Genomic DNA, 13,692 nt, shown 5'->3' with positions numbered 1-13,692 from the left:
ACTTCAATTGAATGAGCAGCAACCACTACATCGACTGAACCTGGCCGATGCGTTGCCAAGGCCCATCCCTGAGAAGTTCTGAGGCGATCTTGGTTGAACATGCCAGGAGTAATGGGCCGCAGGTTTGTGGATCCACCATGAGTTCGAGCAGTGCCTGGTGGTGTTCACTGCCTGGTGTTACATCGTTCAGTGCGATTTCGATCGGTGCGGGTTCGCCGTTGATGCTTGGATTGAGCAAGTGCCAGTTGCGGCGATTGGCTGGGGCCAGGGTGCTCGAATAGCCAGCTTTGAGTAGCAGTAGAGCACCCTGCAGGGAGGGAATGGCGGCGGCTTCGAGGAGGAGACGTAGAGGTTGTAGCCCTGCTCTATGGCGTTGGTGATTGCTTGCACTGAGCATTTCTCCGAGATGGCCCAGTAGTCCGAAGCCGGTGATGTCGGTACATGCATGAATGGCTTGCATTCCTTTATGTCTTTCTTCAAGGCTGCGCAGCGCTGTCAGGAGGTTGTGCTGGCTGATTGTCATCTGCGCAAGTGCAGCGTCGAGATCCTCTGGGTGAGCTTCTCCTGCCATGGCTGCAGCAAAGATCACGCCGCTGCCTATGGGGCGGCTGAGCAGCAGGACATCTCCCGATTGCAGCTTGCCTTTGCTCCAAGGCACACGTCCAGAAGCCACCTTGCCGTTAACGCTAAGGGTGAGCTGGATCCCAAGATTGATTGGTTGGGGCGGAATGCTGCGGGCTTCGAGGGTATGCCCTCCAATTAATTTGGCGCCTTGCGGTTCGAGGGTTGATTGGATTCCTTTGAGCGTTTGGACCAACAACTCTTGTTGAAGTTCAGAGGACACCTTGGGCAGGGTGATGACAGCCTGTGCAGAGATCACATGCGCACCACTGGCCCAAAGATCTGAGCAGGCATGCAGTGTGGTTAAGCGACCATTAAGCCAGGGGTCGCTGATCAGTGCAGGGAAACCATCGACACTTTGAAGCAAGCTGTCGCCTGATGATGTGCTGGCAATCAAGGCAGCGTCCTCAGGTTGTTGCCCAAGAGCTCCTAGGCCTGCCTGCTTTAGGGCATTGTTTAACGGCTTCTCAGCCAATTTGGCTGCGCAACCTCGGCAAGCCATGCTCTCCTGTCGCTTGAGAACTCCGCTCATGCTTTGGAGTTCGTTAAAGCTCCCCATGAAGCGCCGATCGATAGCTTCTTTCCAGTACCAAAGCCAGGGATGGGGCCCGATGATCAGGTTGCCCCAAAAAGCCCAGGCGGTGAACCTCCCTGAGCTCAGCTGACCTCCCAGTATTTGCAAGGCAAGCTGTTGTGGCTGCCATGGACGGGTGGGTTGTCTACGGCTGAGCCGCTCTAGGTTTTGGGCAAGAGGCTTTGCGGCTTGCACGGCCCATACCCCTGCGGCTGGCCGCTGGGCCTTATCAATCACCGCACAGTCGCCGACGGCGAAGCAGTGGGGATGGTTGATGACTTGAAGTGTCTTAGTGGTGCGAACACGTCCAAAGCTATCCACGGGAAAGCCACTGGTAGCAAGCCAAGCGGGCGCTTGGCTGCCAGTGCAGAGCAGGGCGGGGCCACTCAAGGGGGTTCCGCTTGGCACTACTACGATTGCGGCCCTGGAGAGGGCTTGTTTTAGAGCTGGTCTGGGTTGCCCATGATGCGCCTGCAGATTTAAAGGGCGCTTGGGCCAGCGTTGACGAAGGGCGAGCGCCACTTCTACTCCCGCCAGGCCAGCCCCGATCACCGTTAGTGGCGTGGAATCATTGAGCAGCACCTGACTGTCTTGCTGTTCAAGCCATGCCAGGGCAGGCTCCAAAGGCTTGATTGCCATTGCCAGTGCAGCCTGGCTTGGTTCAAGATAAGGGCCCTTGTTGAAGGTTTCGGCGCCCACATCGAAACTAATTCGTTGGAAATGTATGGGAGGACGCTTGGCGAGGAGCAGGCGATTGTGGTGGGCCTCCACTGCTGTGATTTCGGCAATGATGAGTGCTACGCCAGCTCGGTCGGTGAGGCGACGGAGGTCGATCGCGATTTCACTGTGTCTGTAATGACCGGCAATGAGACCAGGCACCATGCCGGAGTAGAGGGTGGTGCTGTGGCGGTTGATCAGGGTGATCAGTCCTGCAGGTCGGAGTTGGGGACGCATGGCCCAGCGACGCAGCATCAGGGCATGGCTATGTCCCCCCCCGGCCAGAACGAGGTGATCAGCCGTCATGGTTTATCAGCGCAGCATGGAGTTGAGGCTTGGCATTGCGTTGGCAGTTGACCGTATTGCCTATGGCGAGATGTTCAACGACCACCCACCTTGAGCACCGTTTTAATTGTGCGTAGCAGGATCATGAGATCTAGCCAGCTACTGAAGTATTTGAGGTAATAGAGGTCGTAAGAGAGTTTGAGCTCTGAATCCTCCACACTTGCGGCATAGGGGGCGCATACCTGGGCCCAGCCGCTTAATCCCGGGCGCATCCAGTGCCGCTTGCGGTAGTGGGGAATGCTTTCTTCCAGTTCATGCTCTATTTCAGGACGTTCAGGTCGCGGTCCAATCAGGCTCATGTCACCACGCAGCACGTTGATGAGCTGAGGGAGTTCATCGAGGCGCGAGCGCCGCAGCCAGTTGCCTATTCGGGTGATGCGTGGGTCGCCCGGCATTGTCCAGCTGATGGGTGCATGAGGTGGTAGCACTTTCATCGTGCGGAGCTTCAGAACCATGAATGGTTTGCCTAACCAGCCGCTGCGTTCCTGGATGTAAAAGATCGGACCGCGATCTTCTAACCAGATCAGTAGGGCCGCTGGCAGCAGCAATAGCGGTGTTGTCACCGCCAACAGCAGTATTGCCAATACCACATCTGCTACTCGCTTGAGTTGGCGTTGAGGGCTGAACAACATGCTCCAGGGAATTTCGGCATAGCTCAGCCAGGCTTCGGGCAGCAGCTTTGGAGGTAGTCGTTCGAGTTGTCGCTCTGCAAGGGCAAGAGGTGTTGTCAGGTTGCATTCGCGGGGGTCGCGTTGCTCCAATCTTTCCAGTAATTTTTTGTAATCAGCGTGCTGCCTCAGGTTGGGTGATACCGCTATCACTAATGGCCCTTGTTGTTTTGCTACCTCTGCAGCAGGTAGCCATTTCGGCATGAGTCGTGTGGGTGTTTTTCGCCAGGCTTGAAGGGTTTGATCTGCTTCCGTTTTGGAGGATAGAAGGATCAGCTTGGGCTCTTCAGCCTGAAGTCTCCCCTTGCGCAGACTGACTCGCACCAGCAGTGACCACAGTGTTGTTGGTAGCAGCCATGACATCTGGGTGCTGCGGTACACCAGCCAGATGTCTAGTGGTGGATTGATCACCCAGCGCAGGATCGCCACCAGCATCAATGTGGTCAGTAGGCAAAGCCCAAGGCGTTGGATCAGTGTCCAGCGGGGCAGACGGCGCCAGCTCAGCAGGGTGTATGTGCCCAATAGCCAGCCCATTAGCAAATAGGCCGTGATTGTCGTCACCATCCAGCCAAGCTGTCCCGTGAGCGGTTGTGACCAGATGCTTGATAATCCAGCCAGGATTCCCACTAGGCCAAGCAGATCTAGGCCTACACAAGTCAGTAAGTTGCGGCGAGGATCGCGCCAGGACAAGGGCATCACAGCGACTTGGTGACCCTAGATCTGGCCTGGCTATGTGTTGGTCTTTGGAAACAACAATGGTTTCATTGTTGTTTCTGGCTGTAGCCCTGTGGATTGGCCTTCTGCCAATTCCAACTGTCGCGGCACATGTCTGACAGGCTGCGCTGCGTGTACCATCCCAACCGCTCGGCGGCCAGTCTTGGATCTGCGACGCTACAAGCGGCATCTCCAGCGCGGCGCTGGTTGATGCTGTATGGAACGGGGTGGCCGCTTGCCTTTTCAAAGGCCTGCACAACTTCCAACACCGAGTGGCCTTTGCCACTGCCGAGATTAAGAGTGAGGAGTTGCGGCTCCTCTCGTTGCAGGACCTCCAGTGCAGCTCGGTGTCCCTCAGCTAAGTCCATCACATGGATGTAGTCGCGCACAGCACTGCCATCGGGTGTAGGCCAATCGGCTCCAAATACTTGGAGTTCCGCTCGCCGGCCTACTGCTACTTGGCTCACAAAAGGGAAAAGGTTGTTGGGTGTTCCCTTGGGATCTTCGCCGATGCAGCCGCTAGGGTGGGCTCCAACTGGATTGAAATAGCGCAATCGGGCAATGCGCCAACCAGGTTCGCTGCAGGCCAGGTCATCTAGCAACTGCTCCACCGCTGCCTTGCTTTGACCATATGGATTGATCGGTTGCACCCTAGTCGTTTCAGGGATTGGGATTTGCTCGGGATAGCCATACAGCGTTGCACTGCTGCTGAAAACAATCGTGCGGCAGTTATGCCGTTGCATGGCTTCCAGTAGGCAGCGGCTGCCAGCCACATTCACATCCCAGTATTTCAGTGGTAACTGAACTGATTCATGAACTGCCTTGAGCCCGGCGAAGTGCACCACAGCCGCGATGCCGTTTTCCATTGAGTTGAAAGCGCGATCTAGATCGTTGCTACTGCGGATATCGCCCTCCAATACGAGCATTCGCTCTTGAGCGGCCACTCCAGCAAGTTCGGCTACCCTTTTTGAGGCAATAGCTGAGCTATTGGAAAAGTTGTCGAGTATCACCAGCCTGTGGCCGGCTTCCAGAAGCACAAGGCAGGTGTGACTGCCAATGAACCCGGCACCACCCGTGATCAACAACTCGGCCATCGCAAATTAAATGACTTAGGCAGTCAGGCTAGGAGCTGTACCTGTTCCATTTCATAAGACTCTTGAAATGATCAGCTGACCAGAGGAGCTATTGCAGAGTCTGAGGGGCATCGTCGCCCCCTTTCGTTGTGATAGTGAGCGGTCCTTCAATGTTCAGAGCCTTAGTCGTCAAGGCAGCAGCTCAACCCTGAACTCCATTCAAGACTTCGAAGGTTTCGGGACCTCGCTGAAGTCATGAGCTGAAACTTGGCTGAGCTGGTGTGCGAGCGAATCAACCCTTCTCTATCGATGAATGAACTAACTCTTGCCTAGCGATGCTCAATTGCAGCGCCGGTCAGGTATTGATTTGGTATTTCAACATTTCGTTGGCAGCATCAAATAAACCAGATTGATGGCTTCGACCCACCATCGCCTACTTCCGAGAGCTTTTCGACTCGTGATCAGCTATTTGCGCATCAATCGTTTACCTCTGGGATTGAGCCTCATTCAATTGCTTGTTGGCGTGGTATTTCGCTGGTGTTTTTTTAGGCCCACATTGGTACCGCAATGGCCAGGACTCCGCCAGTGGTGAATACAGCAGCAGAGGCCACCACCATCAGTCAGTTGTTGAGATCAGTGAACGCATCATTGTCTATCAGGGTTCTTCTTGTGAGCGGTACTTTCCATCGGCATCCTGCTCAGGGCTTTTTGAGCGTAAGGGGCTCAAGGTGGTGCCATTCCCTGTTGATTTGAAGGCTTGCTGGGCTGGGGCAGATCGCTTGTGGCTTGATCCGTTGTGGTGGTTGCCAGCGGCCGGCAGCCTCGCCAACAGTTCAGGGGCATTGCGCAACTTGTTTGGATGCCTCGTTTGTCGAGCTTGGTGATCACTGGCCCGGCAGACTGCCTACTGGTTGTTGGTGAAGAGTGACTCAGCTGCAGAGCCTGCGAGGAATGGTGGATCTATTGCCGGAACAGACGAGGTGCTGGCAGGCGGTAGAAAGCGTTGCGCGAGATCACTTTCGTAGAGCAGGGTTGCAGGAAATTCGCACGCCTCTTCTGGAAGTGACTGAACTCTTCGCACGTGGCATTGGTGAAGCGACGGATGTTGTTGGAAAGGAGATGTATACCTTTGTTGATCGGGGTGATCGATCCTGCACCCTTCGGCCGGAGGGAACCGCTTCTGTTGTGCGTGCTGCTCTACAGCACGGCTTGTTGAGTCAGGGGCCACAGCGTCTTTGGTATGGCGGTCCAATGTTTCGCTATGAGCGACCTCAGGCTGGTCGGCAACGACAGTTTTATCAGATTGGTGTGGAGTATCTCGGGGTTGGCAGTCCTCGTAGTGATGCTGAAGTCATTGCATTGGCCTGGGCACTTCTGGTCGACTTGGGCGTGCAAGGTCTTGTTCTGGAGATCAATAGCCTCGGCACCCTTCAGGATCGACAGAAGTATCGAGAGGAGCTTGTTGCGTGGCTAGAAGCCCGCAGTGACCAGCTTGATGACGATTCACGCAAGCGTTTGTATACCAACCCACTGCGTATCCTTGATAGTAAAAACCCTGCAATAAGTGAATTGTTGCAGGATGCTCCCACGCTTTTTGAGGCGCTCAGCGTGGAGAGTAAGGCCCGCTTTGAGGAGGTTCAGGTCGACTTGGAGGCTCTCCAAATCCCTTTCCAACTCAATCCTCGTCTTGTGCGCGGCCTTGACTACTACGGCCATACCGCTTTTGAGATCACTAGCGATCAGCTTGGGGCCCAGGCCACAGTCTGTGGAGGTGGACGATATGACGGGTTGGTTGAGCAGTTAGGGGGGGCACCCACTCCCGCTTTTGGTTGGGCTTTTGGTATGGAGCGGTTGATGCTTTTGCTGGAGGCTGCGGCGAGTATTAATCCAAATGGATCAGCTGCTCGCTTAACGGCTTCCACGAGGCCGGACCTTTATGTGGTGAATCGGGGAGAGCAGGCGGAACGAGTCGCCCTGGTCATTGCCCATCAGCTACGGGCTGCGGGGCTCGTGGTGGAGCTGGATAGTTCTGGAGCTGCCTTTAATAAGCAATTCAAGCGTGCCGGTCGCAGTAGGGCTACCTGGGCCTTGGTGATTGGTGATGATGAGGCCGAGCGGGGCGAGGCACGCCTTAAGTATTTGCAGGAGGCAACAACTCAAGCCAATCCGATTCCCATCGATCAACTCCATCGACTCGACGATGTCACTGGTCTTGTTCGTTTGGTTCGAGAATGACTTCGTATAACTTGCTTCCCAGGCTGAGGTTCCACCTAATCTTTTGCCATGACTGAGCAGGTCTCACCCCTCATCTTTTGTTGAACTCGCTGTTTACAACGCTATGACTGCCTTTCCGATCCGCAACATCTGTTGCATTGGTGCGGGTTACGTAGGCGGTCCGACTATGGCGGTGATTGCCGACCGCTGTCCACAGATACAGGTGAACGTGGTGGACCTCAATGAGGCCCGCATTGCTGCTTGGAATGACCTTGATCTCAGCAAACTGCCTGTGTATGAGCCTGGGTTGGATGCGGTGGTCGACCGGGCTCGCGGGCGCAATCTCACTTTCTCTACGCAGGTGGACGCTGCGATTGCTGCTGCTGACATGGTGTTCATTTCGGTGAATACACCAACCAAAACAAAAGGGCTGGGGGCCGGTCAGGCCAGTGATCTGCGTTGGGTGGAAGCTTGCGCTCGTCAGGTCGCTCAATCTGCGCAGGGTCACACGATTGTGGTTGAGAAGAGCACGCTGCCAGTGCGAACCGCTGAAGTTGTGCGTTCGATTCTTGAGGCAGCTCAGCGGCAGGCGGTTGATGGAGAGCTACCGATCAGTTTTTCTGTGTTGTCCAACCCAGAGTTCCTTGCCGAGGGCACGGCGATTCGTGATTTGGAGTCGCCGGACCGTGTGTTGATCGGTGGTGAAAACCCCGTTGCCATTCAGTCTTTGGCAGAGATTTATGGCCATTGGGTGCCAGTTGAGAAAATTCTGCTTACCAATCTTTGGAGCAGTGAGCTCTCCAAGCTCACCGCCAATGCGTTTCTTGCTCAGCGCATCAGTTCCATTAACTCAGTGGCGGCTCTTTGCGAACACACTGGTGCGGATGTGCGTGAGGTGGCGCGCGCTATTGGAAGCGATTCTCGCATTGGCTCCAAGTTCCTTGAAGCTGGGCCTGGGTTTGGTGGGAGTTGTTTTCAGAAAGACATCCTCAATCTGGTTTATCTCTGTCGTCATTTTGGTTTGCCGGATGTGGCGGACTATTGGGAAAACGTGGTAGCTCTCAATACTTGGCAGCAGCACCGCATTTCTCGTTTGGTGGTTCAAAAGCTTTTTGGAACGGTTACAGGTAAGCGGCTGGCACTGCTCGGCTTTGCTTTTAAGGCAGACACCAACGACACGCGAGAAGCGCCGGCGATTCGTATTGCACATGATCTGCTGGAGGAGGGTGCTCAGCTGGCTATTTATGATCCGAAGGTGGATCCGCAACAGATTGCGTTTGATTTGCAGCTGGCGGCTAGTTCCCCGCCAGATGTCCAGGCAGGCCCTACCCGTGCCGCTCTTAGCGGCGAAGGAACCTGGTGGTCCGGCACTAGCGTTGCCGATACAGTCGCTGGTGCTGATGCTGCGCTGATCCTGACGGAGTGGCATGAGTTTAGACAGCTTGATTGGGTCGCTTTGGCTCCTTTGATGCGTCAACCTGCCTGGGTGTTTGATGCTCGCGCTGTTGTCGATCCAGAAGCTGTGAAATCGTCTGGTTTGATGCTTTGGCGAGTTGGAGATGGTGCTGTATGAGTCGATGCGTTGTTGTTAGCGGTGCTGCAGGATTCATTGGTGCTGCCCTCGTGCAGAGGCTGTTAGCCCAGGGTGACCGTGTTATTGGCATTGACAACCTGAATGACTACTACGATCCGTCTTTGAAGCGGGCACGACTTGCTCAGATTGAAGCGGCTTCCCTTAAAGCGTCTTGGACTTTTTATCCAATAGCCTTGGAAGATGGTGCAGGCATAGAGGAACTGTTTAAGGCTGAGAAGCCTCAGGTGGTCGTTAATTTGGCGGCTCAGGCAGGGGTTCGCTACTCATTGGAGAATCCGGCGGCCTACATTCAGGCCAATTTGGTGGGCTTCGGTCACATCCTTGAGGGATGTCGTCATCATGGAGTGCAGCACTTGGTGTATGCCTCCAGTAGCTCGGTATATGGTGGCAATCGCAACTTGCCTTTTCACGAGCAACAGCCTGTGAATCACCCGGTGAGTCTCTATGCAGCCACCAAGAAGGCCAACGAATTGATGGCTCATACCTATAGCCATTTGTATGGGTTGCCTGCTACAGGATTGCGCTTTTTTACTGTGTACGGACCTTGGGGCCGCCCGGATATGGCTCCGATGCTCTTCGCCAAGGCGATTCTTGCTGGCGAGCCCATCAAGGTGTTCAATTACGGCAAGATGCAGCGTGATTTCACCTATATCGACGATATCGTTGAAGGGCTACTTCGTTGTTGCGACAAGCCTGCTACCGCAAATTTAGGCTTCGATCCGCTGAACCCTGATCCAGCCACCGCTGCTGTACCCCACCGTCTTTTCAATATTGGTAATAGCCAGCCCATTGAGTTGATGCATTTTATTGAGCTCTTGGAGAAGTCTCTCGGGAGGGAAGCGGTGAAGGACTTCCAGCCGATGCAACCTGGTGATGTGATGGCCACCGCTGCTGATACATCTGCTCTTGAGGCCTGGGTGAATTTTCGGCCGTCGACCCCAATCGCAGAGGGGGTGGAGTGCTTCTCTCAGTGGTATCGAAGCTTTTATGAGGTTTGATCGATAGCTTGACATGCATGTGCATGTAGGCGTTAACGCACCATCGCCGCAACATTTCCGCCGTCTACTGTCAGTAATGCACCAGTGGTTCGTGGCATTAAGGCTAATGCTACGAAAGCATTCGCCACATCACTTGCTCGGACTTCTGCACCGAGCAAGTTCCCACCCATGTAGTTGGCTTCGCTGATGCCGCGCGCTTCCGCTCGTTCTCGAATCATTGCCTGATCGAGCAGGCCGGACCGAATCCGATCTGCATTGATGGCGTTACAGCGAATGCTTGAGGGCCCTTCTTCCAGGGCGTATTGCTTCATCAGTGCCAGCAATGCCGCTTTTGCAATTCCGTAGGCTCCAAAACCTGGGCCTGGGTTTAGCGCTTGCTTGCTGATATTGAAGAGCAGCTGTCCGCCTAAGGATTTGCTGGTTTCTGTCGTTCTATTGCCCTGGGCTCGAAACAGGCGAACTGCTGCTTGTGCAACGTGCTGGTGAGCAAATAGGTTGAGCTCGAAGCTTGCTCGCAACTTGGATTCTGGAAGAGTGGCAATGTCTCCGCTCCAAGCCGCCCCAGCATTGGATACCACGATGTCTAAGCCCCCGAAGCAAGCTGCAATTGTCGTGAATGCATCATGAACCTCAGCAGCATTGGTGAGGTCGCACTTCAGTCCGAGAGCGCTTGAGCCACATTCTTTGGCAGTCGTTGTTGCTGCTTCACCATTCTTGTCAAGTACGACAACTTGTGCACCTTGCTTGGCGAAGGCAAGGGCGATCGCTGCACCAATTCCACCACCACCACCAGTGACTAAGACAACATGGCGTGCCAGTGGGGCTTCTTTGCCCTTGCCGAGCTTTGCTTGTTCGAGACTCCAGTACTCCATCTCGAAGGTATCTGCCTCGTTGACTGGTTGAAAACGTCCCACTGATTCAGCTGCCATCAGTGTGGCGGCCCAGGCTTCACCAATATCTGCGGTGACATTGGCTTCGGCTGTTGAACGGCCTAGGCCAACGAGGCCAAGTTCAGGGATTGCGATCAGCCTTGGTAGTGGATCGAGGTGTTGTTTATGGCTTCCAACGCGAGCATTCTGACGCTCGAAGTAATCCTGATATGAGTTGATGTATTTCTCCAATGCCAGTTTTGCTGAGTGGAGCCATTCCTCCAGCACTGGGCAGGATTCAATCGCTTCATCTCCTTGGAGTTGTGGAGGCTTTTTGAGAATGAGAGGCCAGGGTTTGGTTCGGATCACGTGGTCGGGGGTAGCGACTCCACGGCGAGACCAGTCTTGGAGGTGAATGTCGTTTACTAGTTGGAGTGCCAGTGGGGTTGAGCGCAACTCCATAAGCCAACGTTGGGGAGCGTTATGCACAGCTGCGGATTGAGCCAGGGCACCACGTAACAGTGGGAGCAGAATTGCAGCGATGTTTTTTTTAGGAGCTGGATTGGTTGGTGGTGGTAGGCAAAGCGTTGGGGTTTCCCCAAGATGTTCTTCCGCCTCACGCACCAAGTTGATCATGCGCTCGTAGCTTTGTTGTGCTGTGGCAGCAAACGAAAATAAGCCGTGCTTGAGAAGCACCATCCCTTCAAGTTCAACTCCCGCTTTAGCTGCTTCTACTTCTGCTTGTTCGTAGGCTTTGATGGCGGCCAACGCTAGTTGGAAGCCCGGCATGACATAGGGAACAATCGCGACACGTCGACCGTAGAGTTCACGGCAGATCTTTTCGGCATCTGGTTGATCTGCAAGGGCTAAAACAGCTACTGCGTGGGTGTGATCGACGAATTTGCTTGGTAAGAACGCGTGAAGTAGTGCTTCAACCGAAGGGTTGGGTGACGATGGATCGATCAGGTTGCTGCGTTGAGCTGCAACCATGTCTTCGTCGCTAAGTGCAGATAGATCTCTTAAGGCCTGCAGGTTCTCCAATCGCACAGCAGGATGGCCGGCCGGCTCGATGGTTGATAGGTCCCAGCCTGAGCCCTTCACGCACAACACTGGTATGTGATCGCCAAACAATCCTATGCAGCTGGTTTTAACCGAGGTGTTGCCTCCGCCATGCAGCACCAGCTGTGGATCGGAGCCGAGCAAACGGGCTGTGTAAGTGCGGAGAGCCAGGTCTTCAGAGACGTCCTGCGCGGCGTAAGACTTGATGGCAGCTTGTGCCTCGGCATCCGACCAGCGGTTTTGGCACGTCATTGATTGGTGCGTATCGACGGGAACGTTACTTCAGTCACGCTGAAGTCCCTCTCCTTTCTCCTTTGCTGATGTTTAAGGGTCAAAGCTTTATTAGGCAGTTCGTTGAGATGTTGCCATGCAAAGAATTATAATTCCTTGGCATGAAGTGTTGACTGAAGAGATTCTCAGTCAGATGGCTGAACTTTTCCTTATTGGTTATTTTGTACATGCTGCTTCGTTTGGGCTTTGTAGATGAAAAAGATGTTGATATAAAAGTTTTTAAGCCTAGAAGGCTTAGTCTTTTGAATGATTATGGGGCCATATATAGCAGAGTATAAGGTTGACTATTCCTGTCAAATCGAGGAGCCTTCTGTTGATTATTTTCGAGCTCTAGATCTAATCAATCATTTTGACTCTGGTATTGGAAAGATGTAAAATTGAGAAATGAAAGCTTGCTATATGTAATGTCATGTCTTTTTGAAAAGCATTTAATCTCGACGAAGATTTGCTTCTTTTACATGGGTTCCAGTCAAGCCTTAGGGAGTGGAAATGCAAGGATTTCCCTTGTGGTTGAGTGTGTAAGCTGAGTCGATCTTAGTGGTTTCAATTCATCTCATGTTTGGCATCTATGGATAGTGAAGATTGTTCTCTGATTAAAGACGACCTTGAGTTTGATTAGTCATTGGCCAATCTTTCCATAGTGATATTTTTGCATTCATTGGTTTTGATTTCTAATCATTGCAGTAAAGCTCCATGAGACCCGTCTCGCTTGCTGCCGCGACTCCGCGTTCGGTGATTAGGGCCGTTATGAGGCGCGCAGGGGTTACATCAAAAGCAGGGTTGAATCCTTCGCTTTGATTGGGAGTGAGTTGCACGGTGGTGATTTGGTTGTTGCTAGAAGCGTTGTTGTTTCGTCCTTGGATGTGGGTCACTTCCATCGCCGAGCGGGTTTCGATAGGGATTTCTGCGACCCCATCCGAGATTGACCAGTCGATTGTTGAGGCGGGTAGGGCCACATAAAAGGGCACGCCGTTGTCTAGGGCCGCTAAGGCCTTGAGATAGGTGCCGATTTTGTTGCAAACGTCACCGCTGCGTGTGGTTCGATCGCTACCTACGACGACTGCGTCAACATATCCTTGCTGCATAAGGTGCCCACCCGCGTTATCCACGATCACGGTATGGGGTACACCTTCACGACCTAGCTCGTAGGCAGTGAGGCTCGCGCCCTGGTTGCGGGGGCGTGTCTCGTCAACCCATACATGAATGTTTAGGCCGGCCCGGTGGGCCTTGTAAATCGGTGCCAGCGCGGTCCCCCAATCAACGGTGGCTAGCCAGCCAGCATTGCAGTGGGTGAGCACTTGTATGGGCTCTTGTTGTCGCACGCTTGGTCTGCCTGCAGCAAGCTTTTGGATGATTGCTAAGCCATGGTTGCCGATGGCCTCACACATGGCCACGTCCTCCTCGGCAATGAGGGCAGCCTCGGCTCTGGCGGCCTCTGCCCGCTTAGCTGGTTGAAGCGGTTTTACTTTGTCTCGGATTCGTTTGAGGGCCCAGCGCAGATTGACTGCTGTTGGCCGGGTGGCATTGAGTTGCTTAAAGGCCGCCTCTAGGGCGTCATCGCTGGGGTCTTCTTGTAGGGCCAGCATTAATCCATAGGCTCCGGTGACTCCGATCAATGGAGCCCCACGCACCACCATGGTGCGAATTGCGGCTGCGGCCTCTTGGCAGTTGCTGAGCTTGAGGGTGCTGAACTTGTGGGGCAGTTGGGTTTGATCGATCACGCCGACTGAATGCCCATCTTTTTCAAGCCAGATGGTGCGCCAGGCTGTGCCATCAATGTTCATGACATTTCACCATTTCGATGATCCTGGGCAGTGTTGATCGAGTCGATGTTATGCCTGGGCAGATCCTAATTCTTAAAGCGCTCAGGTTGCATGGCTCATTCATCCTGGTGCAATCGCCCATTGCGATATTTGCCTACTAATACATTGAGCCTTGCTGCGAGCAAGGCTTCT

At 53.9% G+C, this 13,692-nt stretch carries 9 protein-coding genes; 4 read left to right on the top strand and 5 right to left on the bottom strand.

Translation table 11 applies throughout. From position 1 onward, the window contains the following. Positions 1-25 precede the first annotated feature (25 nt). The 3 genes from selD to galE all read right to left on the bottom strand — a co-directional run bounded on the left by selD (position 26) and on the right by galE (position 4,733). Positions 26-2,218, bottom strand: coding sequence for a selenide, water dikinase SelD (gene selD / locus SIB74_RS09595; RefSeq protein WP_063396801.1), 2,193 nt, complete (start codon positions 2,216-2,218; stop codon positions 26-28). A gap of 74 nt (positions 2,219-2,292) precedes the next feature. Beyond that, positions 2,293-3,624, bottom strand: coding sequence for a sugar transferase (locus tag SIB74_RS09590; RefSeq protein WP_063396802.1), 1,332 nt, complete (start codon positions 3,622-3,624; stop codon positions 2,293-2,295). Between the two features lie 62 nt (positions 3,625-3,686). Continuing rightward, a complete protein-coding gene (gene galE, locus SIB74_RS09585) occupies positions 3,687-4,733 on the bottom strand; it encodes a UDP-glucose 4-epimerase GalE (protein WP_063396803.1) in 1,047 nt (348 codons plus the stop codon). 494 nt (positions 4,734-5,227) lie between these two features. Between galE and SIB74_RS09580 the strand changes: the two genes are divergently transcribed. The 4 genes from SIB74_RS09580 to SIB74_RS09565 all read left to right on the top strand — a co-directional run bounded on the left by SIB74_RS09580 (position 5,228) and on the right by SIB74_RS09565 (position 9,518). Continuing rightward, positions 5,228-5,596: a hypothetical protein gene (locus tag SIB74_RS09580; RefSeq protein WP_063396804.1), complete on the top strand. Its 369-nt coding sequence runs from the start codon at positions 5,228-5,230 to the stop codon at positions 5,594-5,596. A 40-nt stretch (positions 5,597-5,636) separates the two neighbouring features. Next, positions 5,637-6,947 carry a histidine--tRNA ligase gene (hisS, locus tag SIB74_RS09575; protein WP_063396805.1) on the top strand — a complete coding sequence of 437 codons (1,311 nt, stop codon included), beginning with the start codon at positions 5,637-5,639 and terminating at the stop codon, positions 6,945-6,947. A 103-nt stretch (positions 6,948-7,050) separates the two neighbouring features. Beyond that, entirely contained in the window at positions 7,051-8,499 is a 1,449-nt protein-coding gene (locus SIB74_RS09570; RefSeq protein WP_011827114.1) for a nucleotide sugar dehydrogenase, read from the top strand. After that, positions 8,496-9,518 carry an NAD-dependent epimerase gene (locus SIB74_RS09565; protein ID WP_011827113.1) on the top strand — a complete coding sequence of 341 codons (1,023 nt, stop codon included), beginning with the start codon at positions 8,496-8,498 and terminating at the stop codon, positions 9,516-9,518. Before SIB74_RS09570 ends, SIB74_RS09565 begins: the two co-directional genes overlap by 4 nt. A 32-nt stretch (positions 9,519-9,550) precedes the next feature. On the opposite strand, the gene SIB74_RS09560 is transcribed toward SIB74_RS09565, so the two are convergent. Both SIB74_RS09560 and mtnA read right to left on the bottom strand, forming a co-directional pair. Further along, on the bottom strand, positions 9,551-11,698 hold the full coding sequence (locus SIB74_RS09560; RefSeq protein ID WP_063396806.1) for a bifunctional aldolase/short-chain dehydrogenase: 2,148 nt from the start codon (positions 11,696-11,698) through the stop codon (positions 9,551-9,553). A 710-nt stretch (positions 11,699-12,408) separates the two neighbouring features. Next, positions 12,409-13,521, bottom strand: coding sequence for an S-methyl-5-thioribose-1-phosphate isomerase (gene mtnA, locus SIB74_RS09555; RefSeq protein ID WP_063396807.1), 1,113 nt, complete (start codon positions 13,519-13,521; stop codon positions 12,409-12,411). Between the last annotated feature and the right edge of the window lie 171 nt (positions 13,522-13,692).

It is taken from the genome of Prochlorococcus sp. MIT 1306 (genome assembly GCF_047304515.1).
Taxonomy (GTDB): domain Bacteria; phylum Cyanobacteriota; class Cyanobacteriia; order PCC-6307; family Cyanobiaceae; genus Prochlorococcus; species Prochlorococcus marinus_D.
Note: the sequence above shows the minus strand (reverse complement) of the source record. Positions and strands in the feature narration are given on the sequence as shown.

Bases quoted from the DNA above. Each gene is read 5' to 3' on its own strand.
- selD (WP_063396801.1), bottom strand. From the start codon at position 2,218: ATGACGGCTGATCACCTCGTTCTGGCCGGGGGGGGACATAGCCATGCC.
- galE (WP_063396803.1), bottom strand. From the start codon at position 4,733: ATGGCCGAGTTGTTGATCACGGGTGGTGCCGGGTTCATTGGCAGTCAC.
- SIB74_RS09570 (WP_011827114.1), top strand. From the start codon at position 7,051: ATGACTGCCTTTCCGATCCGCAACATCTGTTGCATTGGTGCGGGTTAC.
- SIB74_RS09565 (WP_011827113.1), top strand. From the start codon at position 8,496: ATGAGTCGATGCGTTGTTGTTAGCGGTGCTGCAGGATTCATTGGTGCT.
- SIB74_RS09560 (WP_063396806.1), bottom strand. From the start codon at position 11,698: ATGACGTGCCAAAACCGCTGGTCGGATGCCGAGGCACAAGCTGCCATC.
- mtnA (WP_063396807.1), bottom strand. From the start codon at position 13,521: ATGAACATTGATGGCACAGCCTGGCGCACCATCTGGCTTGAAAAAGAT.